Source organism: Paraburkholderia tropica (genome assembly GCF_914484835.1).
GTDB lineage: Bacteria > Pseudomonadota > Gammaproteobacteria > Burkholderiales > Burkholderiaceae > Paraburkholderia > Paraburkholderia tropica_A.
Genome location: NZ_CAJZAR010000042.1, coordinates 10877 through 36244 on the forward strand (window position 1 = coordinate 10877; position 25368 = coordinate 36244).

Below are 25368 nucleotides of genomic sequence, written 5' to 3' on the forward strand. Positions count from 1 at the left end.
GGAGGCGCGGCAGCGGGTCTGAATTCGACACCTGGATAACGACCGCCGCACCGCGCACCTTTAACACGAATACGGCATGTTCGCGATCAGTTTCGCATGGGCTCCACGCCTTCCTCGATCAACGGCCAGACCAGCGCTTCGAATTGCTCGGGCGGCACCGGCGCGGAATAGTAGAAACCTTGCGCGAAATCGCAGCCCACGGCCTTGAGAAAATCGCGCTGCTCGGCCGTTTCCACGCCTTCCGCAATGACATGCAGCCCGAGTTTGTGCGCGAGCACGACCATCGCTTCGCAGAGCGCCTGGTTATCTTCGTTGACGCTGAGATCCTTGACGAACGAGCGATCGATTTTCAGGTAATCGATATCGAAACGCTGCAAATACGCGAGCGACGAATAACCGGTACCGAAGTCGTCGATCGAAATGCCGATGCCCGCGCGCCGGAAACTCATGAGCTTCTCGTCGATTTTCGATTCGGCTTGCAGCAGCAAACCTTCCGTGATTTCCACCACGACGCTCTGCCCCGGCATGCCTTCGAGCGCGAGATATTCGGACCAGCGCGAACACACGAGGCTGTCCTGGCGCACCTGAACCGGCGACATATTCACGCCGATCTGAAAACACGACTGATATTGATCGCGCCATTGGCGAACCTGCTGCACCGCCTGCCTGAACACCCAGTCGCCAATCGGCACGATCAGGCCGGTATCTTCCGCCAACGGAATGAAATCGAGCGGACTGATCATGCCGCGCTCGGGATGCAGCCAGCGCAGCAGCGCTTCCGCCTTGCAGACCTTCCCCGTCGCCAGATCGACGATCGGCTGATAAAACACCTGAAACTGATTGCCGGGCAGCGCGACACGCAAATCGTTGGTGAGCCGCAGGCGCTTTTCGGCTTCCACCTGCATGTCGGGCGTGAAATAACTGAAGCGATTGCGGCCCGCGCTTTTCGCCGCGTACATCGCCTGATCGGCGTTCTTGAACAGCACGTCGAGTTCGCGCGCGTCGTCGGGATAAAACGTGATGCCGATGCTCGCGGAAATAAAGGCTTCGTCCGCGCCCAGTTTAAAGGGCTCGGCAAGCTGGCCGATGATGGCTTTCGCAATACGCTCGATGCTTTCGGGGTCGTCGAGATTCGGCAGAATGACGGTGAATTCGTCGCCGCCCAGACGCGCCACCGTGTCGATATCGCGCACGCAGTCGCCGATGCGCTTTCCCGCTTCGATCAGCAGCACGTCGCCCGTGTCGTGACCGAGCGAATCGTTCACCTCCTTGAAACGGTCGAGATCGATCAGCATCAGCGCGATGCGCTGGCCGGTATGGCGCGATTGCATCGCTTCGCGATCGAGACGATCGAGAAACATTTGACGATTGGGCAAACCGGTTAGCGCGTCGAAATTCGCCTGCTTCCAGATCGTGGCCTCGAACGCCATGCGGTCGGACAGATCGCGGCCCACGGCCAGCACGGAATTCACCACGCCGGAACGATCGATTTCCGGCGTGATGCGAATATGCGTGCATTGCTCCTCGCCGTCCTTGCCGACCCAGCGCAATTCGAATTGCGTGCTCTTTCCGCTCACAAGGACTTCAGCAATTTTCTTTTCATAGACCAGCGCATTCGGGCCGCCCGGCAATTCCGAAGGCCGCTTGCCGAGCGAATCGGCCAGCGTGCAACCCGCCGACGCGCAAAACGCGGGATTGGCGTAAATGCGCCGCGTCTCGCGGTCGTAGCGCGTGATCGTATCGGGCGAATTCTCGATCAGCGTGCGCGATTCGCGTTCGCGCGTGACGAGTTCCGCCGTGCGCTCGACCACCGTTTGTTCGAGCGATGCGTTGATTTCGTTGATCTTTTGAATCTTCTGCTGAATCGCATCGCGCATGCGCTCGAAACGCAGCGCCAATCTGCCGAGTTCATCCTGACCGCTGGCTTCGTCGCCCGCATGATGCGCGTCGTCGAGATTCGCGCCCGCGTCGTCGCCCGTGTCGTGCATCTTGCGCACGAGTTGGCGCAGCGGTGCGGAAATACTGTGAGAAATGAAATACGCCAGAAAGATCGACAACAGGAAACCCGAAATGCCGACGAGCACGATCTGATTGCGCACGGTCTGCGCTTCGACGATCAGTTTCTTCTCCGCGATCGTGCTCACCACGTACCACGTCGTGCCGGGAATCTTCGAGAATGCCGCCAGATAGCGGCCGCCCTGCTTCGTCGCCAGCATCACGACGCTGTTTGCCTCGCCCGATTGCGCACTGTGCGCGATGGTGTCGGCGAGGCCGGCGTCGGCGGTCGTGCCCGCAGCCGCGGAGGCGTTATCGGCGCGCAGGATGATCTTGTTGTCGCTGGCGTCGAAAATATCGATCTCGGTGCCGCTGCCCGTGGCGACATCGTTGAAGATCGTCGAGAAATAATCGGGCCGCACGATCAGCACCAGATTGCCGATCTTCTGATTATTGGTCTTGTCGAAAATGACCCGCACCATGCCCAGATTCTGCTGGCCGACGCCATTATCGTAGCTGCCCCAGTACGTTCGTTCGTTAATACCCTGCGCCTGCCCGACGAGATTCGTCACGCCCTGCGTGAGTTGCGCGAACGCCTGCGTGTCGAGCACCTGGTTATTGCGGTCGAGCAGATACTTTTGATTGATGTAATCGACCGAACCGTAATGGTCTAACAAAAGCCGCGTCATATCCTGGCGCGCCTCGCTCTGCTCCTTGAGGCTGCCGCTCGCGGCACGCGCCAGCGCGCCCTGCACGCGATCCGAGAGCACCAGCAGATTGCTTTCGGTCTCGATCTGCTGCATGCGAAGCTGAATATTGCGCGAGACCTGCTTCACCACTTCCTTCGAAAAGATCTCGGCGTTTTCCTTGATGGCCGCGACCGACTTCACATAGGAAATGCAGCCCGACACGAAAATGGGCAGCAGCGACAGCAGAATGAATGCCGCAATCAGCCGATAACGAATCTCGACACGGCGCAGCAGGTCCTGAGAGAGATAGTCGAAAGCGCGTCGTAGCGAAACGGGGATGGCGTTCATTTGTAGTGCATCTTCGCTTCGTTCTTGACCGATGCATCCAGCCGCTGCGCGGCCTGACCGGGCGTCATTTTCTTGAGCAGCACATCCTGCATCAGTTCATGCAGCAATTCGATCGTATTCGACGGCAACGTCGAATAGTACGGGCTGGCCGTGACAGCATAGCGGCTCACCGCATTCGTGTAATCGACGACTACCGCATCGCTCACGGCCGTACCCGCGCCGTGCTGAAACGGCGAAATGTTGTGACGCTTCGCCTGCAAAACCGGGAAACCCTTTCCCGCGATGAATTCGAGGAATCGCATGGCGGCCGCCTTATTGCGCGTTTCGCAAACAGCGAAACCCGTTTCGCTGCCGAGCACCGGCACGACAGCCTTGCCGCGTGCGTTCCAGGGCGGAACAAACAGGCCCACCGGAAACGCATTGCCGTGCAACATCGGCCCCGCGGCCCAGCTGCCCTGAAACGCCATCGCGACCTTGCCTTGTTTGAACAGCCGCATGCCGTCGTCGTAACCCGTCGACATGTAGCCCGGCTGCGCGTAGCCCAGTGCGGGAATCAGCGCCATCTTCGCGAAGATATCGGCGACTTCGGGCGTGTTCAGATCGAGCGAACCATCGGCCATCTTGCTGCGCCACGCCGGCTCGTGCGCCACGACGTTATTAGCGAAGCCCGAACTGAACGGCCCATTGCCCAGCATGTTTGGAAACCCGCCATTCCAGACGATGGGCGTGAGGCCCGCGCGTTTGAGTTTCGCACAGTCCTGAAGAAATTCGTCGAAATTCGCGGGCGGCGCGGTAATGCCCGCTTTGGCGAACATATCGCGGTTGTAATAGATCATCGTGGTCGCGACGCCGCCGGAAATGCCGAAGCCTTTGCCGCGATGGCTCGTCCAGTCGCGCTTGAGCGGTTCGAGCATGCGCTTCCACGCGGCTGTCTGGCTGACGTCGGCGAGAATACCCTGATCAGCCAGTTCGCCCGCGTATGCGTTCGGATTGACGCTCACGAGATCGGGCAAGGTGCCGGCCGCGACGCGCGGCTTGATGTTCTCCTCGACCGAATTGCCGACCATGAACTGAACGTCGACGTGCACGTCCGGGTTCTGCTGGCTGAAGTCGGAGGCGATGCGCAGCATTTCTTCGGGCCAGTCCGGCGCCCAGACGAGTGCGGTGATGCTGGTGCGCGGCGGCGTCGACGTGGCGACGGACGCTGCGTCGCGCTGATGGCAGGCGCCCAGAAACATCGTGCAGATCAAACCGGACAGCAGGCAGGCAAACTTGATTCGTCCCACGTCATGCTCGCTTTCGAGTTCGAATTGAACCGCCGTGGCGCGGCAAGCGTGTGGACGACACGGCCCGCCCCTCGATCGGCGCGCCAGACAGCGTTGCCTTCAAATGGCATACGGAATTAGCTGGACGCTGGAATACCGTATCTGCATATCGGCAGGTTGGGTGAAAGCTTTAGTGGGGGGGCGACGCGGCGGGGGACTGGAGCGGGAAAGGTGATGTAGATATTTCTGGCGATGGGGTGGTGGAAACGTTTGTTTGCTTGCTTTTGAGGTTTTGATTCGGTGGGTGCGGGGGATGGATAGCCGTGATGGTCTGCAAGGGCACGCCTGCCAGACGCAACTGACAGGTGTTTGTCAGCAGCGGAACGATGGAGGCGATCCGCCTTCACTCACGCTGCCCGTGCCGCCGCCCGCGGTATGACCGCCGCTCGCGCTCGCGCCCTGCTTCGACGATTGCGTTCAGCCTTTTATATTTCCGATTCATTTCGATTGATACGCAATGATTCGAGGCCGGACTCATTGCTGTCATGACCACCGGGAACGGGCAAAGGACAATGCGCGCTGCGTAAAATAGCGGCACGCCACTGCCGCTTTCCCTTCACGCTTTTCGCGAGTCCTTCATGAAAGTCACGATCGCGTATATCGAAGAACCGCCGTTCGGCTGGACCGATGCCGCCAGCGGCCACGCCACGGGCGCCGACATCGAACTTGCGCAATGCGTGCTCGCCGCGATTGGCGTCACGCAGATCGCGTATCGCGCGACCACGTTCAGCGCGCTGCTGCCCGGCGTCCAGCGCGGCGAATGGGACATGAACGTGCCACTCTTCGTCACGCCGCAACGCGCACAAGCGGTGGCGTTCAGCGCGCCGGTCTGGGCGATCGGCGATGGTTTTCTGCTGCGCGCGGGCAATCCGAAATCGCTCACGAATTACGCGAGCGTCGCGCAGCACGACGATGCGCGTCTCGGCCTGATCGCGGGGCAGGTGCAGCACGATTCGGCGCTTGCTGCGGGCGTACGCGATTCACAGATCACGCTATTCGATCAACAGTCCGAAGCAATTTCAGCACTGCGTGAAGGCAGCATCGACGCTTATGCGAGCACGGCGCTGGGCAATCGCATTCTCGCCTCGCGCATGGCCGATGCGCATCTCGAAGCGGTGGATCACGAAAACGAAAGCGCCAACGCGCGCAGCACACCAGTCGGCGCGTTTTCCTTCAACCGCAACAACACGCGTTTGCTCGCCGCCGTGAACGCACAACTACACGCGTATCTCGGCAGCGCCGATCATCGCTCACGCATGGCGCGTTACGGCTTATCGAGCAAGGAACTCGACGCCATCATCGCGCCACCTCAAGCGTCGTAACCCCATTCAAATCCACTGATCGTTCGCCACGGTGCGTTCGCTTTGCGCGCCGTCGCCGGTATTCACCACGCCGCGCGGTTCGATCAGCAGCATCCTGACTTCGCCGTTCGCGCAAGGCCGATGCTCGACGCCCTTAGGCACCACGCCCATCTGGCCCGCGCGCAGCACGATCGCGCCGTCGCCATCCGGGCCCGCGCGATAGTCGATACGCAATTCGCCTTCGAGCACGATGAAGGTTTCGTCGGTATCGGCATGGCGATGCCAGACGAAATCGCCCTGCACTTTCACGACCTTGAACTGGTAGTCGTTCATTTCGGCGACCACGCGCGGCTGCCAGTGGCCGTCGATTTGCGCAATCTTGCCGAGCAGGTCGATGGACGCGCATTGTCCGCGCGCGGCAGGCGCGTTGGCGTGGGAATGGGAAGGGTTCGACGAGGTCATGCTGCGCTCCGCTGAGGTTGTCATGCGTCGAGACTACGCCCCCGCGCGGTCGCCGTATTGAACGATTGTGCGTGCGTTCCCGCGAACGTTCAGCCGCGCCGCGCGCCGCCCGCGACCTGCAGCCAGCGCCCTGGCGTGAGGCCGAAGGTCTTCACGAAATGGCGCGTCATGTGGCTTTGATCGGCGAAACCGGCTTGCGCTGCCGCGCCCGCGAGCGGCACGCCTTCGAGCAGGCTGCGCCGCACGACGTCGAGCCGCCGCATCGTCAGATAGCGGTACGGGCTCGTGCCGTAGAACGTGCGGAAATCGCGCGAGACGCTCCAGCGGTCGCGGCCCGCGGCGGCTTCCACTTCGTCGAGCGTCACCATGCGCGCGCTGTTCGCGTGCAGAAAATCGCGCGCGCGTTGGGCGGCGCGAAAGTCGCCCTTCGCGGGCCGCGCGGGCGTGCCGGACACGTCGGCGAGCGCGTGCGCGAGTTCGGCCAGCGCATCGCTCTGTTCGAGCGGTTCGAAGCGGTAGTCGAGGCGTTGCAGCAAGGTTTCGGTCGCCGCCGCGAGTCGCGGATCGGTGCTCACGCCGCCATCGAGAAACGGCAGCGCGCGGCCGCCGAGCACGTCCTGGAACAGCGCGGGCTCGACGTAAATCATGCGGTAGCGGAAGCCTTCGCGCGTGCCCGCCTGGCCGTCGTGCGGCTCGTCCGGGTGCAGCACGATGGTGTTGCCGGGCAGGCTGTTGCTCACGCCGCGCCGGTAGTTGAAGCTCTGCACGCCCGCGAGCGTGCGGCCGATCGCGTAGGTATCGTGGCGATGCATCGCGTAGGCCTTGCCGTGGAACCAGGCTTCGATGCGCTCGACGCCGGCGAGCGGTTCGGCGCGCTTCACCCAGTCGGGGCGCGCGTGCGGGGCGGGTCGATTCATGGTGAAAAGTTGGGCAGCGACTGGCGGGAATTCTCGCACGCGCAAGCCATCGGCGTATTTGTCTAAAGAATTCCCGCGCGCTGCCGATATCTGGTGCGGTTCGCCGTGCAAGCGCCGCTCAGCAGGCGCGCGCGGCGTGGATTCCGCATGACGGTGGTGAGCATTGAACAACAAAACTAAAAAACGCGCAGTCGGGATCGTGCTGTCGCTCGGGGCATCGGCGGCATTCGCCATGAACACACAGAGCGCGCCGCTCGTGCCGGTTTCGGCACCGGCCGTCGCGCATCCGACCGACACGGCCGCCACGGCGGAAAAATCGGCGCCCATCGTCCCCTCCACGTCGATCCCGCCGACGCTCGGCTATTTCGCCTCGCTGTCGCCGGACGACGTGCGCCAGACGCTCGCCGCGAACGGCATCGATCCCGATTCCGAACGCGGCCGTACGGTCGCCCGATGGGTCGTCAAATACGCGCGCGACCCCGAGATGCGGGCCGCGCGCATGGGCCAGTTGCCGACCATGGCGACGCTCTGGGCCGTGCCGTTCCCGGCCGCCGACCGGCTCAGGATCGCCGCGCTGCTGAAGGACATTTCCAGCGATCCGGCCAATTCAGCCAACAACTGCCGCACGCCGGCGTTCCTCGGCAGCGACTTCATGGCCTTCGCGAAAGCCGCTTCGGCGCGCACGTTCGACGACCTGATGACGCTGCTCGAAATCGCCTCGGCGAATCTCCAGGCGCAGCCCGCCGTAGAGCGCTACACGACCGCCGAACTGCTCGACGCCGACGCGTCCATGGCCGCCGTCCCCGTGCTGCCGGCCGGCACGCCCGGCTATCCGGCGGGCGCCTGCGGCAATCTCGTCTACACGCTCGACACGCTCGCAGCGATGCCCGAGCCCACGCGCCAACGCACGTCCTGGGAGTTCTTCCGCGCGCTCAACCGGCGTCCGCAAGCGTTCCAGACCGTGCTCGCCAACCCCGCCGCGTGGCTCGACGCGACCTTCGACGAACGCGCGCTGCCCGCACCGTTGCGCCAGCAACTGCCCGCCGACGGCAGCCGCCCGCTGCCCTTCACGCGCATCGTCGTGGATGCGCAATGGATCAACAAGGACACGCCCAGCGAGAGCGCGCCGTTCCAGAACGTCCTCATCAACCGCCGCGACAACGGCGTGATCGCGGAGCTGAACCGGTCGAAACAGTGGGCCGGATTCACGCTGAACTACGGCCTCGCGACGCTGCGCGAGCAGGTGGTCGACGCGGGTTCGGCGACCACGCGGCTCGCCACCTTGCAGACGCCCTCGACCCTCGATTTCGCGGACCGCGCGCCCGCGCCGGGCGAACAGATCGACATCGTGGAGCCGCAGCCGAGCGCGTCCGGCGCGGTGCGCCATTGCGTGGCGCAAGCCCCGCAGCCCGCCGCGCGCGTCTTCCCTTCGTTCGAAGGCGAAGCGATCGGCCTGCAATGTTCGCGTACGAATGCGCACGGCGGCATCGACAACTGGCACACCACGTGGCTGCGCAACTATGGCATCTTCTGGACCGATACGATCGACGACGCCGATGGCCATACCGTCGCCGTGATCCGCAAGGTCACGATCGAACCCGCACCGCATTGAATTGCGCGGGCCTCGCGGCCCGCACGATTTCCCTCACGTTCCATTAACGGACGCCCGCTATACTGGGCGCCATCTCATTCGTCAGACAAGTCGCCGGAGCGCGCGCCATGTGGTCTTCCGTATTCACCTTGCCGGTTGCACCCATCGAACGAAAGCGTTTCCATCTGCGCTCGCTTCAGCTTCAGCGTCCGCTCTCGTTCGTGACGATGGCGCTGTCGATCGGCGCTTATGTGCTGTTCGCTTTCGCGCGAGCGCATCTGATCGACACGCCTTTTCCGTTCTGGATCCCCGCGCTTGCGGGCATCGGCCTCGTGATGCTCGTGCTCGCGATTCCACGCACGCGCACGACCGCCGAGTTCGGATTCATCGGCGTGGCCTATGTGGTGATCATGCAGTGCGCGGCCAACGTGGTCGTGCGCGGCACCGGCGATCCGCTCGTGTGGATGCTGCCTGCCGTGGTCGCGATCACGCTGTGCGCCGCGCCGCTGTGGCTCACGCCGCGTCATTTCGTGATCGGCAACGTGCTCTATTACCTCGCGACGCTGCCGTTCGCGCTGACGCTCTCGCCCGAACAGCTCGCGATTTTCGGCGTCTGGGTGACGATCTCGCTCACCACGGCCGTGGTGTTTCATTTCGGCTTCTATCACTTCCGCTTCCGCCATTTCCGGCTCGAAGAAGAACTGACGACACTCGCGGCCACCGACGCGCTCACCGGCGTGCAAAACCGCCGCGCGTTTCTCGAAGCAGCGGCGCAGACGATCGAAAGCCGCGCGGGCGATAGCCAACCGCTCGTACTCCTCTTTATCGACATCGACCAGTTCAAGTCGATCAACGATCAGTTCGGCCACGGCGCGGGCGACAAGGTGCTCAGGAACGTCGCGCAGACCCTCGTCGCGCTCGCGCCCGCCGGGACGCTGATCGCGCGCATCGGCGGCGAGGAATTCGTCGCGCTGATGAACGAGCAGCCCGGCTGTCCGATTGAACGCTTCGCAGAATCGCTCCGCGCCGAGATCGCGCGCGTGCCGCGTCCCGAAGGTTTCGTGACCGCCAGCATCGGCGTGGCGCGGCTCGCGCACGGCGACACCATCGCCTCGCTGCTCGAACGCGCCGACGAAGCGCTGTTCCGCGCCAAGCAGGCCGGCCGCAATCAGGTCGCGTTCGAGCGCGGCGCGCTGCGCGTGCCCGTACGCAACACGGCCAGCGACGCGCCCGCGCCGCTGCGTGCGCGCGATCTCGCGAGCCACGCGATGCCGCGCCTGCGCTGGCGCGACGTCACGCTGGTCTCGCATTTCCAGCCGCTCTGGAGCCTGCCGCGCGAACAGCTGATCGGCGTGGAAGCGCTGCTGCGCGGCGAGGACGACAACCACAATCTGGTCGCGCCCGTGGTGCTGTTCGGCGGCCTCACACCTGATGAGTTGATGGCGCTCGACGTGCTCGCGCACGAATGCCATTTGCGCAGCGTCGGCGCGCAACTGCCCGAGGGCGCGCGCCTGTTCCTGAACGTGCTGCCGTCCACGTTCGTGCAGCCCGGCTACGAGTTGACGCTCGCGAGCGTCGTGCATGACGCGGGCCTCGACACCGGCGACATCGTGCTCGAACTGCTCGAAACCGACGACGCCGATCCGCACGAACTCTCGCTCGCCGCGAACCGTTATCGCGATTGCGGCTTCCTGATCGCTGTCGATGACTTCGGCGCGCGCTATTCGAATCTCGACCGCCTGCTGCGCATCCAGCCCGACCTCGTGAAGCTCGACGGCGAATTGATCCGCGCGCGCAACCGGCGTTCGGGCCGCCCGCTGCTGCGCGACCTCGTCACGCTGCTGCATCAGGCCGATATCGTGGTCGTGGTCGAAGGCGTCGAAACCACCGAGGAACTGGTGCTGGCCGTGGAGGCCAAGGTCGATATCGCGCAGGGTTATCTGCTCGGACGGCCGAGCGCCTCGCTCGCGCCCGGCGGCGCGGCGCCCACGCGCATCGATCACGCGTTCGACGTGGTCGCGCTCGCGCGCTCGACGCGCATGGGCCAGTTCGATTCGACGATCCGCCCGTATCTCGACGCGATCACCGACGCGGCGAAGCAGGTCGAATCGGGCGCGCCGTATCCGGCTTCGCTCGCCGCGCTGCTCGCGCGGCCGCTGTGCCTGCGCGTGTTCGCGCTCGGGCCGACCGGACGCGCGACGCTGTTCGAGGCGCGCGGACCCGCCGAAGCGCCGCCCGTCAACCATCTTTATGGCGACACGCGCGCGAACACGGTCGTCGCCGGCCGCTGGGATCATCGCGCGTTCTTCTGGAAGGCCGTGCGCGAGAGCGGCAGCGCGGTCTATTCCGGGCCGATGCTGTCGCCGATCACGAGCAATCTGTGCATCATCGTGTCGATCGCGCTGAGCGTGGACGGCATGCAGGTGCTGCTCGCCGTCGAACTCGACTGGGCCACGCCGGGGTTGCCGTGGCCGGAGGCGGCTTGAAGATGGCTTGCGCGTAGATCGAGCGCGCAATGACAACGGCCCGATGCGTGATGCGCATCGGGCCGTTTTTTTGGTGCCAGGTGTCAGGCTTCAGGCTTCAGTCAAGACGCAACCGCCAGCCTCAATCCGACGTCGCGAGGAACGGCGACGAGAACGCGCGCGGCGGGAACGGCTGCGAGCCCGACTGCGGCGAGAAGCTGTAGCGCAGATACACGGCCGCCAGCCACTCGCGATACTGATACGCGTTGCCGAGCGAAGCCATCGCGCCGACCGCGAGCTGCGGCCCGAGCTGATACTCGCCGCTCGCGTAGAGCGAATACGCGAAGCCGGTCTTGCTCTGCCCCGGATAGGTGGCGTTCGGGTCGAGGTTGGCCGTGCTCGAATTGTTCATGTTGTACGAGGCCGTGCCTTGCATGCCCGCATCGAGCGGGAAGTACGCCACCGCGTCCTCGCGATAATGCTGCACGCCGATCGAGCCCTTCAGGTCGAACGTGAACGGCCCGTTGCGGCCCGCGTATTCCACCGGCAGATTCAGGATCACGTACTGCTGCGGGCTGAAATAGCCGCCCTGGCCGTAGGTGTAGTACGACTGGTTCTTATCGAACATCATCCACGTGGTGTTCACGCCGACCGTGAAGGTCTGGTCGGCGTCCTTGTAGACGCGCGTGTAGAAACCGCCGCCTGCCTTGCCGCCGACGTTGTCCTCCACATGGTGGCCGTTGTAGAACATGGCTTCGCCGTTCACGTAGAGGCCGTTGGTGCCGTCGTCCCATGAAAGCGCGGCGCGGCCGCCCGATTTCATCACGCCGCCCCATTCGAGATTCTCGTTCTGGTCGCGCGCGCCTGCGTACGACAAGAGGCTGTCGGTGACCGCGCGGCGCGTGATGGCGAGCGAGTACGAGACCTTGTCGGTGATGCCGCCGTCGTACTCCGCGCCCGCCGTGACGTTCTGATAGCGGAAGCCCACCGGCGTCGCGCCGATGTCGGCCTTGATCGACTTCGTTTCATAGCCGACCGAGAGGCCCACGCCGCTCGCCGTCTGCGAGCCGAAGCCGCTGCTGCCGGTCGCGCTGATGCCGAGGCCCGAGCCGAAACGCGCGAGCGTCGGCACGTCGGTGGCCGCCGTGCCCGCGTCGAGCGTGACGGGCGTCGCGGTCACGACGATGTGGCCGTTGCCCGCCTTGATGCGGCCTTCGATCGGCGCTTCGATATCGGTGAGATTCGAGAGGCCGTCCTCGCCCGTGCGGTTGCGGAAGATCACGCCGCCGGAGATCGTGCTCGACTGCTCGCGGTTGATCTGCGCGAGTTCGTCGGCGACACCGAGCGTCTGCGAGTTCGCGATCTGCTGCGGCGTGAGCGCGGGGTTCGCTGCCGCGGCGGCGGGCGGCGCGTACGGCTGCGCGTAGCCCGCGGGCGGCTGCGGAATGTAGGCGGGCGCGGCGTATTGCTGCTGCGCGTAGGGCGGTTGCGGCACGTAGCCGCCTTGTTGTGGATAGCCCTGCTGCGGGTAGCCGTTCTGCGCATAACCTTGCTGCGGATACGCCTGCTGCGGATAACCACCCTGTTGATACGGCTGCTGCGGATAGCCGCCCTGCGCGTAACCCTGCTGCGGATATTGCGGATATTGCGGGTAGCCGCCCTGCGGATACGGCTGCGCATAACCCTGTTGCTGGGCATACGCGGCGCGATTGTTCGCCTGCTTGTTCTTCGACGTGCGCTTTTGCGTGCGCGTCGGCGCGGCGGGCTGCGCATAACCGCCTTGCGCGGCCTGGGCGGCGGGCGACATCGGCCAGGGCTGCGCGGCATACGGCTGCTGCGGATAGCCTTGCGGATAGCCCTGTTGCTGCGGATACGGTTGCTGCGGATAAGGCTGCGCCTGCTGCGGATAGCCGCCCGGGGCGTACTGCGCATACGGCTGCAACGGCTGCGCCGTCGCGGGACCGCCCGACGCGCTGGAGCCGTAGGTATCCGGCCCATAGCCGTCCGTCGATCCGGCAGGCGCCTGATAGCCCGAGGTCGAACCGGCGGGTGGCGCCACATAAGGTGCAACATACGGCGCGGGCTGCGCCGGAGGCAGGGAAATAGGCACGGTCGGTACAGGTGACGAAAGTTTGGACCACGACGGCGAACTCGGCGCGGGCGTCGCATAGCCGCTCGCCGCGCTGTTCGCGCCCGCCGTGTTCGCGTCGCTGGCGGTATCGACCGCCGTCTTGCCCTCGAAGGGATTGGTGCCCGGCAACGGGTTCGCGCCCAGCGGACGGCTGAGCGCTTCCCAGCCGCGCGGCACGTTGGCGGCGCGGCCGGCAGCCGCCGGATGCGCGCCCACGGGCGTCGTGCTCGCGACGAGCGACTGCTTCAGATACTGCGCGGCCAGCGTGAGCTTGCCCTGTGCGCGATACATGCGGCCGACGGCGGCGAGCGTGTCGGGATCGTCGGGCGCAGCGCTCAACGCGGTATTCGCGAGTTGCTCGGCGTAGCGCCAGGCCTTCGCGCCCGACGCCGCATAGAGCGCCGCCAGTTGCAGACCGTGGTCGTCAGGACGGCGCGCCAGCGCGATCCGATAGCACTTGAGCGCATTGGCCGAATCGCCCGCCGACGAATAGAGCCGCGCGAGCGCCGCCTGCAGGTCGGGGTTGTCGGGCATCGCCGCGAGCCACGGCGCGATCACCGAGTACGCGCCGGCGAGATCGCCGCTCGTGCGCACGGCGTCGGCGCGGCGCACCACGATCGCGAGATTGAGATTGTCGAAATCGGTGCGCTGATCGGGCGTGAGCTGCATCGTCTGCAGGCGCTGCATGACCTGGCCGAGCATCACGTCCTGATGGCTCGCGAGCAGGATGCCCGCGTACTGCAATTGCAGGCCCGCATCGCCGGGCGCCGCCGACATCGCGCCTTGCACGAGCCACAGCGCGCGATCCGGGTCGCCCGCGGCCACGTAGCCGCCCGCCAGTTCGCCGATCAGCGCCGGGCTCGCCTGCGCGACCGGTTCCGCGCCGCGCAGCAGCGCGAGCGCCTGCTGACGCTGGCCGTGCTTCGACATCTGCGTCGCGAGATCGACTTGCTGACCCAGCCACAGACGATGCTGCAATTCGGCCATCGCCGTCGTGCGCTTGTCGGCGGGAATGCGGTCGAGCATCTGCAGGCCGTTGCCGTAGTCGCGCGTCTGCTCGGCGAGCAGCGCGCTCGCGTACAGCGCGTCGACCATGTCGGGATGCGCGGCGAGCAGGCCGTCCATCATGCTGCGCGCGGTGCCCACCGCGCCCTGGCGCACGTAGATGCGCGCGAGGTCGAGGCGCAGCCACGGATCGTCAGGATTGCTGACGAGCGCGCTCTCGAACAGGCTGCGCGCGCGGCCCAGATCGCCCTGCGCTTCGGCGGCGCGCGCCTGGGCCGCTTCGGCCGTGCCGCGCAGACGGTCGAGACCGCCCGCCTTGCCCTGCTGCTCCGTCGTCAGCTGATTCGCGAATTGCAGGGCTTCGTCGCCGCGCCCTTGCGCCGCGAGCGCGCCGACGAGGCCGCGAATCGCGTCGGGGTTGTCGGCCTGACGGCGCAGCGCCATGCGATAGGCCTGCTCCGCGCCTTGCGGATCGTGATTGGCCAGCAGCAGCTCGCCGAGCATCACCTGGGCCGTCACCTCCGAGGGATTGAGCGCGATGGCGCGCTCGAACAGCGACTTCGCCTTCGCGACCTCGCCATTGCTCTGCGCGCCGAGCGCCTCGCTCGTGTAGGTCCAGTACGAGGCGCTCGCGAGCGCCTCGCGCCAGCGCGCCGGATTGCCCGCGCGCGACGCGCGTTCGAGATAGTTGCGCGCCTCGGGAAAGTGCTCCTGCTTGAGTTCGACCACGCCCATGCCGCCGAGCGCGTCGGCGTCGTTGGGCGAGTTCGCGAGGATCGCCGAAAAACGCGCGCGCGCCGTCGCCAGATCGTTGCGGTCGAGCGCGGCGAAACCGTCGGCCACCGCGCGGCCGCGTGCGTCGTTGGCCTGATCCTGGGCGGAGCGCTCGCGCGTGGCCTGATCCTGCACGACCATGCTTTCGTAGCGCGCCTTCACGGCGGGATCGTCGGGCGAGAGCTTCAGATAGGCGTCGAAACTCGCCTGATCCGAGGGCCGCGCCGCCAGCCACAGCAGCGCCTGACGCCAGCTTTGTCGCGCCTGCGGCCCGACCTTGCTGTCGTTGGCGAGCACCTGCAGACGCGCGATGCCGTCGCGGCGCGTGGTGTCGCGATACGTGAGGTGCTGCGCGTAGGCGAGCGCATAACGCGGATCGTCGGAATTGTCGCGCGCCAGCTGTTCGAGACCCTTGCGCGCCTCGTCCCAGCCGTTGGGCGTGGCCGCGAGCGCCTGGTAATACTCCAGGCGCAGTTGCGGCGTGGCGGGCACACCGTTGAGCGCCTTCTGATACTGCTCGACCGCCGACGCGCTCTTGCCCATCTGCGCGAGACGCCGCGCGTCGTTCACGGTCTGGTCACGCGGACTCGACTGGCCGAGGCGGCGGCCCAGATCGTCGATGCCGGGATAATTCGGCGCGACCTGGCGCAGTTGTTCGAGATAGGACTCGGCGCGGCCGCCGTCCTTGCGGTCGGCCATCACCATGCCCATGCCGAGCAGCGCGTCGGGCTGCTTCGCATCGAGGCGCAGCACCTTCTCCCACGCTTGCTCCGCGAGGTCGCCGCGGCCATGCGCCTGCCAGTACTTGCCCTGATCGATGAGCGCCTTGAGCGCATCGTCGGCGGCATGCGCGAGCGGCGCGTGCGCCAATGCGACCACACCCGCGAGCGCGAGCGTCAGCGCCAGCGCGCCGAGCGGTTTGCGCTTCGCGCGCTTCTCATGCTGTTCGTGCTGTTCGTGCTTCACTTGCTTCGTCTGCATCGGGTCCTGCGAATTCTGCTGATCCAGGCACGCGCTCATCGGCATGCGCCCTCCCACGCGGGCACGAGCCGCCCGCTCGCGTCGAAGCGATAGCGGCCTTCCACCGCGCCCGCGCCGAACAGGCCGAGCACGCGGTCGTAATAGACGGGCTCGCGGCCCGGCGTGACGCTGTCGAGCGCGGCGAGGCGCGAGCGCGCCAGCGCGAGACTCTTCGTGTCGCCGAGCGCCGCGAAATACGGCGCGAGCGCGCCCCAGTAGCTGAGCGGCCCTTCGCCGCTGCCGTCGCCGGTCGCGGCCGCCACCTTCTCGGGCGGCACGCCGGTTTGCGCGACGCGCTCGGCCATGCCGCGCACGGCATTCAGCCAGGGCTTCGCGAGCGGGTCGGCGGCATTCGCGAGACCGGCCCAGAGATAGACGCGGATCGCGTCGTAGCTGCCGACATCGCCCGTTTTCGGATCGACGACGAACTGCCCCGCGTGCCACGCCGCCCAGTCGGGCGCGAAGCCGCGCGGCGCGGTGCCCGCGACGAGCTTGTAGCCGTTCTGCGCGAGCGCGCTCCACGGCCCGCCCTTGAGCGCCGACGCGAGACCGCGCAGCACCGGCAGCGGCGAATAGCTCGGATTCAGGCGCGTAACGTCGCCGTTGACGAAACCTTGCGGCCCCGGCAGCAGCATCGGCCCGATCCCCGCGAGATCGGTCACTTCGCGTTTGGCGATCTGCGCGGCCAGCGCGGTGCCGAGCGCCGTGTACTCGGGCGCGCGCCACAGACGGCCTGCTTCGAGCAGGTCGTAGGCGATCCACACATCGGAATCGGAGGCCGGATTCGGATCGATCACGCCCCAGCTGCCGTCGGGTTTATGGCCCCACTGCCACGCGGGCAGATGCAGATTGTTCGCGTCGAACTGACCGCCCGCGAGATTGGCGCGCAGCCAGCCGAGCATGCGGTCGAAGCCCGCGCGGTCGTTCGCGACGAGCGCGAAAAACAGGCCGTAGGACTGGCCTTCCGAGGTGCTCTGCTGCACCGGCGTGGTGGCGTCGAGCACGCGTCCGTCGGCTTGCACCGTGCGCGTCATGAAGGCGCGGTAAGCGGGCCAGTCGCCGCACGCGGAAGCCGGCGCCGGCGACGACTGCGCGCGGGCCGCGCCCGCCGCCGTGGCGCACAGCAGCGCGGCGGCCAGCGTGACCGACGCGGCCAGCGATGAACGCGGATTGCCTCGGGGACGACGTTGGGTCGGCATCATGTCAATCCTTGAGCCGGCGCGCGGCGATGCCGCGCAGCACGCGATAGAACAGCGCGGCGATCACGATGGCCGCGAGCACGCCGCCGAGCAGCAGCAACAGCGGATGCGACGACAGCACCCAGCGCGCGTATTCGAGCGGCGAGAGCTTGCCGACGTAGTACGTATCGCCGTTCGACGTCACCGTGACCGAGCGGCCGTGGACCACGGCCATCGCGCCCTGGAGCTGCGGCAGCACGTCGGCGTCGAGCAGCGCCGAGGTCATGTCGGCTTCCGACTCGCCCGGCGAGCTGATCAGCGCGACCACGCTGCGCCCCGACTGGAGCGGCGACTCGAAGCCCGCGATCAGCGCGCTGCCGCCGTTGCTCACGAGCGAGAGATCGGCGCGCGCGGGCGTGCGTTCCGCGCCGTGCGAGCCGTGCCACCAGTCCTCGACCTTGAAGCCGAGGTCGGAGAGCGTGAAGGTGGTGGTGTCGCCGTCGCTCGAAAACGGCATCGACTTCGCCCAGCGTTGCAGCAGCGGTTGACGGCCGGGGCCGCCGAGCAGCAGCAGATCCTTGTCGGCGAGACGGTCGATGTCGCCGGGACCGGCCACCGTCACGCCCGTGACCGGATAGCCCGTCGATTCGCCCATGCGGCCCATCGCCAGCAGGAACAGGCTGTAGTCGCCCGAGGTGGGATCGTCGGGCAGGATCGCGGCCGTCTGCGAGAGGTCGGCCATGCGCGTGAACGGGAAGCCGCTGTTCGCGAACGCGGCCAGATCGGGCAGCGCCATGTAGTGCGGGAACGACGACAGATCGATGGTCGAATCGGGATCGATCGAGCCTTCGACGTTCGGCATCAGACGGCCCGAGCATTCGCCCGTGTTCGGGATGTCGTAGAAGTAGTGCATGCGCAACTGCGAGCGCGGCGTGAGCAGCAGCGGCGGCACGTAGACGATGCGGCGCGTCACGCCCGTCGTGTACGCCTGCGCGCCGAAGCGGCCGAGGAAGTGGCCGAGGCTGAAGCGCGACGGATCGACGGCCGGAATTTCCAGCGCCTGCACGAAGCTGTTGTTGACGCTGATATTCAGCGACGAGCGGTCCGGGCGCGGGCGCACCGTGTAGCGATAGCGCAGATCGAGCGGCGCGCCCTTCGTGTTCCACATGAACATGTCGGGCGGCACGTGCAGATTGATCGCGATCGCGCCGGCGTCGTAGCCCGTGACCGAGAGCGCGCGCTCGTCGGCCAGTTCGCCGAAGCGCACGGGACGGTTCGAGGGCAGCCAGTTCGGCGCGTCGTACGGCGTGCGCGGCTTGAGCGTCACGAGCTGGCCGATCGTCACGTTGGTGCCGGACAGCGTGTTCTGGCCGAGCGCGAGCGCGCTGGCCGCCGTCTTCAGTTCCGAACCGTTGCGGCCGAGCACGAGCAGCAGTTCGCCGCGCGCGGGCGCGGCGCGCTCGACCACGGCGATGGTCGGGCCGCTGATCGCGGGCAGCGTCACGCCGTCGAGATGCGAGTCGGCGAGCGCGAACACCACGGCGTTGCCCGAAAGCGGCGCGTTGCCCACCTGCGCCGGGAAGACCGCGCCGCGATAACCGGCCAGCGAGCCGAACCACGAGGCGAGCGTGCCCGCGGCTTCGAGCGTGGCGGCGTCGGGCTTCGTGGCGAACACCATCGGCAGTTCGAGGCGGCGCACGTCGCGGCGGTCGAAGAACGGCTGCGGCAGCGCGCCGAGATCGGGCTTCGTCGGCAGCGAGGCGTAGGTCAGATCGAGCGAACTCGCGTTGCTGACCGTGGCCCAGAGCGCGGAATTCGCGGGATCTTCGCAGCGGCGCGTGTAATGGCCGATCAGCTGCACGTTCAGGTGATTGAACTCGGTGATGAAGCGCGGATCGAGCGGCACGTCGCGCGCGACCGTGGTGCCGCCCTGCGATTGCGGCACGGGCAGCGTCGCGGCCACTTCGCCGTTGATCAGCACCTTGAGCTGCGAGAGTTCGGGCAGCAGCGCGGGCGAGTAGCTGTAGATCAGATGCAGCGTGGCGCCGGTCACGACTTCGTCGTTGCGCACGGAGAACGGCACGCCGTTCTGGCCGTCGGTGCCGCGCAGTTGCAGCGGATCGAGCGCGCCGAGGTCGGCGAACGTGAGCGTCTGGCGGCGGCCGCCGGGCACCAGCGTGCCGGGATTCGCGGTCGTGGGCGGACGCATGCCCAGCAGCTTCTGCTGCTCGCGCGGCAGCGGCGGCGACGGCAGCGCGAACGCGGGCTGCGCGCCCGCCTGCGGGTCGAAAGTCTGCGCGGGACCGGGCGGCGGCGCGGAGCCGACCGAGGTCGCGCCGTCGGCGGCGCTGTGGTTCGCGCCCGGCAGCGGCGGCGGTGCGTCGCCCGGTGCGGCGGATTTCGTCGCGGCGTTCGTGGCGTTCGTGGCGTTTGCGGCGTTCGTAGCATTCGTCGCGTTGGTGGACGCCGTCGCCGATGCCGCCATCGCCAGCGGCGCGAACGTCATGAACGGCGCGGCGCACAACTGCACCGCGAGGCCGCAGACCAGCGCGCGCGCGAGGCGCGGCAAACGCTGCGCGCCGATCGCGTCCGCCGCGTTCATCGCATCCACCTCACCCGCATCCTGCGCACGTCGCCCATCGATCCGAGCCGCCGCGAGACGCGCGCTCTCCTGCTCGCCCGAACGCGCGTGCGGGCGTGACAAACCGCTCCCTTTCTTCATGTGTCTTAGCTGTCTTGTTGTCCGGTCCGCTTGCCGCCGCGCTTTCCCCAGGCGCGCAAGTCTGCGTAGAGATGCTGGAACAGGCCGCCGATGCCGCCCACGCCCGCCCCCAGCACGTTCGAGAGCGCGCGCAGCGGGGCGTCGGCCTGACGGCCCTCGGCCCAGCCGGTCCACGCATCGGCGCGCGAGAAAGTCGTCTTCACGAAGTCGAATTCCTGCGCCTTCGTCATTTCGAGGAACTGAAGGCCCGCGCGACCCGGCGCCGAAAAGCTCACGGTCGCGCGAAACGCGTATTCCTCATCGCCGCGAAACAGCGACACCGTCACGTTCTCGTGCAGCGGAATCGCAATGTTCTGCGGCAGCGCGACGCCCACGCCGCCTTCGGAGTAGTCGAGCGTCTCGCACGCGAGCGTGCGGCCCGTGCCGAAACGCAGCATCACCGGCATCTTCATGGCGACGCGGTGCACCGAGCGCACCTGCTTGTGCTCGTTGGCGGCGGCCACGCTCGCGCCGAGAATCAGCATGTTGTAGGCCGTCCACGCGAGGTTCAGCAGCGTCGTGTTGACCACGCTCTTGACGTGCCAGTACGCGTGGATATGCCAGAGCCCGACCAGGAAGCCGATCAGGTTCAGCATCAGCAGGATCAGATACGGCCGCGAGATCGCCCAGTCGAAATAATTCTCGGCGATCTTGCCGCCCTTGGCCGTCACGTTGAACTTGCCGAGCTTCGGGTTGATCAGCGCGAGCAGCGTCGGCGCGGTGATGTACGACGCGAGCACCGACTCGTAGACCTCGGCCCAGAACGAATGGCGGAACTGGCTCTGCATGCGCGAGTTCGTGACGTTCGCATGGAACATGTGCGGCAGCGCGAACAGCGCGATGGTGGCCGCCGACGCCTGGATCACGTGCGCGCCGAAGAACAGGAACGAGAGCGGCGCGGTGAGAAACACGAGACGCGGGATGCCGTAGAAGAAGTGCATCATCGCGTTCAGATAGCAGAGGCGCTGGCCGAACGAGAGGCCCTTGCCCATCAGCGGATTGTCGACGCGGAAAATCTGCGTCATGCCGCGCGCCCAGCGAATCCGTTGGCCGATGTGGCCCGAGAGACTTTCGGTCGCGAGACCGGCGGCCTGCGGAATCGCCAGATACGCCGTGGTGTAGCCGAGCCGATGCAGCTTGAGCGCCGTGTGCGCGTCCTCGGTCACGGTTTCCACGGCAATGCCGCCGATCTCTTCGACCATCGAGCGGCGCAGCAGCGCGCACGAGCCGCAGAAGAACGTGGCGTTCCAGAGATCGTTGCCGTCCTGCACGAGGCCGTAGAACAGCTCGCCTTCGTTCGGCACCTTGCGGAAGGTGCCGAGGTTGCGCTCGAACGGATCGGCGGAAAAGAAGTGGTGCGGCGTTTGCAGCATCGAGAGCTTCTTGTCGCGCAGAAACCAGCCGAGGCAGACCTGCAAAAACGAGCGCGTGGGAATGTGATCGCAGTCGAAGATCGCGAAGTATTCGCCATCGGTGATCTTGAGCGCTTCGTTGATATTGCCCGCCTTCGCGTGGCGGTTGTGCGCGCGGATCGTCCAGTTCACGCCCACTTCTTCGCAGAAGGCCTTGAAGTCGGGACGGCGGCCGTCGTCGAGCACGTGGATCGAGAGTTTGTCGGACGGATAGTCGAGCGCGAGCGCCGCGTAGATCGTCGGCTTCACGACCGAGAGCGGCTCGTTGTAGGTCGGAATGAAGATGTCGACGGTCGGCCAGTCCGTGCGCGAGGCGGGCAGCGGCACCGGCTTGCGCTTGAGCGGCCAGGCGGTCTGGAAGTAGCCGAGCATCAGCACGAGCGCGGCATAGACTTCGGCGGACACGAGCAGCAGGCCCCAGACGGCGTCGAGCGGACGCGACCAGTAGGTGGTTTCCGTGAGCCGCCAGTACATGTAGCGGCCCGACGCCATCACCGACAGCATGATCATCACGAGCGTGGCGTAGTGGCCCGCGAAACGGCGGAAGAACAGCGCGCAGACGAAGCAGCAGATCGCGAAGATCAGTTGCTCGCGGTCGGGCAGCGGCACCGTGAAGACGAAAAACAGCGCGCACAGCGAGAACAGCGTGAGCACCGCCATCACGGGCAGACTGCTCCAGATGCGCGAATCGGCGAAACGCTCAAGCCGCGAGGTGCCCTTGCCGCCCTCTTCCCGCGCTCCCGATCCCGCGCCGGGCCCCGACTGAACCGTGCTCATGCGACGCTCCTGCGCGACGACGCGCGATCGGATTCGAGCGCCGCGAGCAGCCATGCGCCGAACGCGCGCATGTCGGCGGCGGCCTGGCACAGCGGGTCGTAGCGCACGACCGTGGTGTTGCAGGCGAGCGATTCGCTCACGCCTTCGTCGTCGTGCACGACGCCCGGAAACATGTGGTCGCCGAGCATGTCGCGCAGCACGCGCAACACGTCCTTGTTGAGCTGGCGCGATTGATCGACCTGATTCACCACGTAGCCCTCGCCGCGAAACTCGGGGCGCGGCGCGGCGTAGGCGTCGATCATGCGCTGCATCTGCGGGATCGCGGCATACGAGGCGGCGTCGGCGAGCACCACGTTGACGGCGAAATCGGCGGCGCTGAGCGCGGCGCGCGTGTACGCGGACGAGCCCGGCGGCGTGTCGATCACGACGATATCGGGCGCGTCGAGACGCAGCGACTCCAGGCCGCGCAGCAGCCATTGCGGGTTTTCGTCGAGATGGCGTTCGAACAGATGCTGTTCTTCTTCGATCAGCGCACCGAACGCGAGCACGACCACGCCGTCGCTGCCGTCGACCATCGCGCTCTGCCAGGGCGCGCCCGTGAGCGCGGCGCGCGAGAGGCCGTCGACGCTGTCGAGCGGCACGCCGAAGTAAAGCCGCAGCGAGTTCTGCGGATCGAGGTCGAGCGCCACCACATGGCGGCCCTGCGCCGCGAGCACCGAGGCGAGATTCGCCGCGACGGTCGTCTTGCCGACGCCGCCTTTCGCCGACACCACACTCACCACTTTCATGGCCCGCTCACTCCCTTGAGAAACCACGGACGGCGCGATGCCGCTTCGCTGCCGCCGTTCTTGCCGCTGTTGCCGGTATGGCTGGCATTGCCGCCGCGCAGGCGGTCGAACAGATTGTCGAGCCGTGCGGGAGCCGCTTCGGGCGCCGGTGCATGGGCACGCGTGCCGTTGTCGCTCGCGGCGACGCGGCCAAAGAGTTTTTTCAGCGGCGCGACCACGGCGGATGCCGGGCGCGACGCCGTGCTGATCGCGCTGGTCGCGCCCAGTGCACGCGGCGTGCCCGCGAGGTTCGCGGCCTTGGCGGCGATCGCGGGTGCGGGCGTTGGCGATTGGGTTTGCATTTGCATCTGCGTTCGCGCGAAACCCGGCACCGCCGACGCGCCCAGCACAGACGCCGGTTGCGCGAAACGCGGAGCGAGCGGCGGCAAGGCGCGCGCCGTGTCGGCGCTTGCGGCTTCATTCGCGGCGGCATTCACGGCGGCATTCACGGTGGCATTCGCGCGATTCACATCAGACGAAACGCCCGCATCGGCCGCAGACGCAGCGTCACCCGTCGCGGGCATCGCGAAGGCAAGCGGCGCGGGATTCGGCTGCGCATCGGCGACCGATTTCGTGAGCGCGTTCGCGGCGTCCTGCTCATCGCCCGCCGCCGCGTCGAGACGCGCGGCCGGGATCGGCGAAAAACGGAATGCGCTGCTCGCGGGCGCGGCGGGCTTTTCCTTGCGGATCACCGGCGGCACATCGCGTCGCGGCGAACGCGTGAACAGCGGCGCCGACTGGCGCAACGCGGCCTGGGTGTCGTCGCGCTGGGCGCGCGGCACCTTCACGCGCAGCTCGGGCGCCTGCGGGGCGCCCGGCCTCGCTTCCGCCGCCGACAGATCGACCTCACGCGGATCGATCATGCCGAGCAACGGCCAGCGCCCGCGCGCATCGCGGGCCTCGTTTTCCATACGGATTTCCCGATAACTGCTCGCGTCTCCGCCGAACCGGTCGAAGAGCGCTTTGACATCGCGCGAGGTGCTCATGAGACGACTCACTGGCCGTAGCCATAATCAAGGACTGACAAAACGGTAAAACCTGCCGATAACCACCGGACACTGCTGACACGCGCCGCACGCGAACCTCAGGGCAGCGCGAGCAAGACACACGCGCGGGTCGATGGATCTATAACGGCACGCGCGCCGTCCGTCTTCAGGCTGTTGCGCGCGCGAGACGGAATTCGACGACGTAACCCTCGTCGGGCACGTCCGCCTGCGCCACCACCAGCTCGGCCGCGCCCATCGCGTCGAGCCAGGCCTGATAGCAGCCTTGCAGGAAGGCGGGCGTCCAGGCGAGCGCCGCGTTGCCGAACGCCGCGAGCGGCGCGCCGTAATGGAGGATGCGCAGGTACTCGCCTTCGTCGGCGAGTTCCACATAGCCCCACTGGATGCCCGACCAGTGCGCATTCAACGCATCGGCGAGGTCATCGGTGGACTCGCACGGCGGCAACGCGTGGCTGCCGGCGAAGCGCGCGCCGACGCGGAACATCAATTGACGCAACTCGTCGGGGCTCAACTGAGACTCGAACTCCGCGGCGAGGGCGCTCAACAGGCCGCGCCACTGAGGGGAAAGATGTTGCTCAAGCAGGAAATCGACGACGGTCGGCATGGGCAGGCTGGTCCAGTTCAGGTCGAAACACCAGGTTTTGCACTTCTCAACTGCACGGCGTTCGTGACACAGACGTGACGTGTCACAGGCCCCCGCCTGACTACCGCGCGCGATGAAAGCTATTTGAAATATCGAGTAAAGTCTGATAAGCGAACGAAACATTTCAGACTAAGCCTTGAAATATTTCATACGGAATCAGCACCGCATTCTCGGAAGCCGAAGTATAACGCACGCATTTATTGTTAATCCGACGATATTTCTGCCGGGCCACGGTTCGATCCCTTTTTACAGGTACGCCGCATTACCAATTCTTTCGGGCGATTGTCATGATTTTGTAATGTGAAAATGCCGCACGACCGTTCGGGGCGGACCTGCTGATGTCGCATTCCGGTCCGCGCACCGCGCGAAATCGACACACGCCAATGTGCCGCATCAAAGCACAATTCCTCCGCCTGGCGAAAATAATGGCGCGCAATGGCGAACAGTTTTTGAATGCGTCGAATAATTCTCGACGGACAGGCAAGGTTCGAAAAGGAATGAGAACATCTCCAGCGCACGGCGGCAGAGATGCAGCCTGAGTAAGAAGCACTCTCGACTCGACAGATCACCACTCGCCTGCCGATGCGAAATGCATTTCGAGACGGCCACGCGATGTCCACCGCTTATCCGCCCGCTTTAATGCCTCGACGCCCCGAATGCGGGATTTTATTAATGAAAACAAGGAAAATCCGCACTGAATTGGCGCGCGATTTTTTTCGATTTAATTTCGTAAATCGTTTGCG

At 66.1% G+C, this 25368-nt stretch carries 14 protein-coding genes; 3 read left to right on the top strand and 11 right to left on the bottom strand.

All coding sequences use genetic code 11. From position 1 onward, the window contains the following. Window positions 1-86: 86 nt before the first annotated feature. Together LDO54_RS12090 and LDO54_RS12095 are read right to left on the bottom strand one after the other, a co-directional pair. On the bottom strand, window positions 87-3032 hold the full coding sequence (locus LDO54_RS12090; RefSeq protein ID WP_224010525.1) for a bifunctional diguanylate cyclase/phosphodiesterase: 2946 nt from the start codon (window positions 3030-3032) through the stop codon (window positions 87-89). Beyond that, window positions 3029-4270, bottom strand: a complete 1242-nt coding sequence (locus LDO54_RS12095) for an ABC transporter substrate-binding protein (RefSeq protein ID WP_436975558.1) — start codon at window positions 4268-4270, stop codon at window positions 3029-3031. Before LDO54_RS12095 ends, LDO54_RS12090 begins: the two co-directional genes overlap by 4 nt. Before the next feature lie 665 nt (window positions 4271-4935). Between LDO54_RS12095 and LDO54_RS12100 the strand changes: the two genes are divergently transcribed. Beyond that, window positions 4936-5679, top strand: a complete 744-nt coding sequence (locus LDO54_RS12100; RefSeq protein WP_224010529.1) for a transporter substrate-binding domain-containing protein — start codon at window positions 4936-4938, stop codon at window positions 5677-5679. Between the two features lie 6 nt (window positions 5680-5685). On the opposite strand, the gene LDO54_RS12105 is transcribed toward LDO54_RS12100, so the two are convergent. Both LDO54_RS12105 and LDO54_RS12110 read right to left on the bottom strand, forming a co-directional pair. Beyond that, on the bottom strand, window positions 5686-6120 hold the full coding sequence (locus LDO54_RS12105; RefSeq protein ID WP_224010531.1) for a cupin domain-containing protein: 435 nt from the start codon (window positions 6118-6120) through the stop codon (window positions 5686-5688). Window positions 6121-6209: 89 nt separating this feature from the next. Next, a complete protein-coding gene (locus LDO54_RS12110; RefSeq protein ID WP_224010533.1) occupies window positions 6210-7037 on the bottom strand; it encodes an AraC family transcriptional regulator in 828 nt (275 codons plus the stop codon). 232 nt (window positions 7038-7269) lie between these two features. Between LDO54_RS12110 and LDO54_RS12115 the strand changes: the two genes are divergently transcribed. Together LDO54_RS12115 and LDO54_RS12120 are read left to right on the top strand one after the other, a co-directional pair. Further along, window positions 7270-8649: a hypothetical protein gene (locus LDO54_RS12115; RefSeq protein ID WP_224010541.1), complete on the top strand. Its 1380-nt coding sequence runs from the start codon at window positions 7270-7272 to the stop codon at window positions 8647-8649. A gap of 107 nt (window positions 8650-8756) precedes the next feature. After that, the gene (locus tag LDO54_RS12120; protein WP_224010547.1) at window positions 8757-11114 is read left to right on the top strand and encodes a GGDEF domain-containing protein; all 2358 of its coding nucleotides are present in this window, start codon (window positions 8757-8759) and stop codon (window positions 11112-11114) included. 121 nt (window positions 11115-11235) lie between these two features. Here LDO54_RS12120 and LDO54_RS12125 read toward each other — a convergent pair whose 3' ends face one another. The 7 genes from LDO54_RS12125 to bcsD all read right to left on the bottom strand — a co-directional run bounded on the left by LDO54_RS12125 (window position 11236) and on the right by bcsD (window position 24586). Beyond that, complete coding sequence (locus tag LDO54_RS12125) at window positions 11236-15984, bottom strand: cellulose synthase subunit BcsC-related outer membrane protein (protein ID WP_436975559.1); 4749 nt, start codon at window positions 15982-15984, stop codon at window positions 11236-11238. Between the two features lie 35 nt (window positions 15985-16019). Next, window positions 16020-17225 (bottom strand): cellulose synthase complex periplasmic endoglucanase BcsZ, encoded by a 1206-nt coding sequence (gene bcsZ / locus LDO54_RS12130; protein WP_224010549.1) that lies wholly within the window; start codon window positions 17223-17225, stop codon window positions 16020-16022. 1 nt (window position 17226) lies between these two features. Next, window positions 17227-19803: a cellulose biosynthesis cyclic di-GMP-binding regulatory protein BcsB gene (gene bcsB, locus LDO54_RS12135; protein WP_436975560.1), complete on the bottom strand. Its 2577-nt coding sequence runs from the start codon at window positions 19801-19803 to the stop codon at window positions 17227-17229. Between the two features lie 125 nt (window positions 19804-19928). Then, entirely contained in the window at window positions 19929-22151 is a 2223-nt protein-coding gene (gene bcsA, locus LDO54_RS12140; protein WP_224010551.1) for a UDP-forming cellulose synthase catalytic subunit, read from the bottom strand. After that, window positions 22148-22939, bottom strand: coding sequence for a cellulose biosynthesis protein BcsQ (gene bcsQ / locus LDO54_RS12145; RefSeq protein WP_224010553.1), 792 nt, complete (start codon window positions 22937-22939; stop codon window positions 22148-22150). Before bcsQ ends, bcsA begins: the two co-directional genes overlap by 4 nt. Continuing rightward, window positions 22936-23964, bottom strand: coding sequence for a cellulose biosynthesis protein BcsP (bcsP, locus tag LDO54_RS12150; RefSeq protein ID WP_253074391.1), 1029 nt, complete (start codon window positions 23962-23964; stop codon window positions 22936-22938). Before bcsP ends, bcsQ begins: the two co-directional genes overlap by 4 nt. Window positions 23965-24130: 166 nt before the next feature. Next, window positions 24131-24586, bottom strand: a complete 456-nt coding sequence (gene bcsD, locus LDO54_RS12155) for a cellulose biosynthesis protein BcsD (protein WP_224010556.1) — start codon at window positions 24584-24586, stop codon at window positions 24131-24133. Window positions 24587-25368: the final 782 nt, after the last annotated feature.

Coding starts and splice junctions, on each gene's coding strand:
- LDO54_RS12095 (WP_436975558.1), bottom strand. CDS start 4,270: ATGTTTCTGGGCGCCTGCCATCAGCGCGACGCAGCGTCCGTCGCCACG.
- LDO54_RS12090 (WP_224010525.1), bottom strand. CDS start 3,032: ATGAACGCCATCCCCGTTTCGCTACGACGCGCTTTCGACTATCTCTCT.
- bcsP (WP_253074391.1), bottom strand. CDS start 23,964: ATGAGCACCTCGCGCGATGTCAAAGCGCTCTTCGACCGGTTCGGCGGA.
- LDO54_RS12100 (WP_224010529.1), top strand. CDS start 4,936: ATGAAAGTCACGATCGCGTATATCGAAGAACCGCCGTTCGGCTGGACC.
- LDO54_RS12110 (WP_224010533.1), bottom strand. CDS start 7,037: ATGAATCGACCCGCCCCGCACGCGCGCCCCGACTGGGTGAAGCGCGCC.
- LDO54_RS12115 (WP_224010541.1), top strand. CDS start 7,270: ATGAACACACAGAGCGCGCCGCTCGTGCCGGTTTCGGCACCGGCCGTC.
- bcsZ (WP_224010549.1), bottom strand. CDS start 17,225: ATGATGCCGACCCAACGTCGTCCCCGAGGCAATCCGCGTTCATCGCTG.
- LDO54_RS12120 (WP_224010547.1), top strand. CDS start 8,757: ATGTGGTCTTCCGTATTCACCTTGCCGGTTGCACCCATCGAACGAAAG.
- LDO54_RS12105 (WP_224010531.1), bottom strand. CDS start 6,120: ATGACCTCGTCGAACCCTTCCCATTCCCACGCCAACGCGCCTGCCGCG.
- bcsD (WP_224010556.1), bottom strand. CDS start 24,586: ATGCCGACCGTCGTCGATTTCCTGCTTGAGCAACATCTTTCCCCTCAG.
- bcsA (WP_224010551.1), bottom strand. CDS start 22,151: ATGAGCACGGTTCAGTCGGGGCCCGGCGCGGGATCGGGAGCGCGGGAA.
- bcsQ (WP_224010553.1), bottom strand. CDS start 22,939: ATGAAAGTGGTGAGTGTGGTGTCGGCGAAAGGCGGCGTCGGCAAGACG.
- LDO54_RS12125 (WP_436975559.1), bottom strand. CDS start 15,984: ATGCAGACGAAGCAAGTGAAGCACGAACAGCACGAACAGCATGAGAAG.
- bcsB (WP_436975560.1), bottom strand. CDS start 19,803: ATGAACGCGGCGGACGCGATCGGCGCGCAGCGTTTGCCGCGCCTCGCG.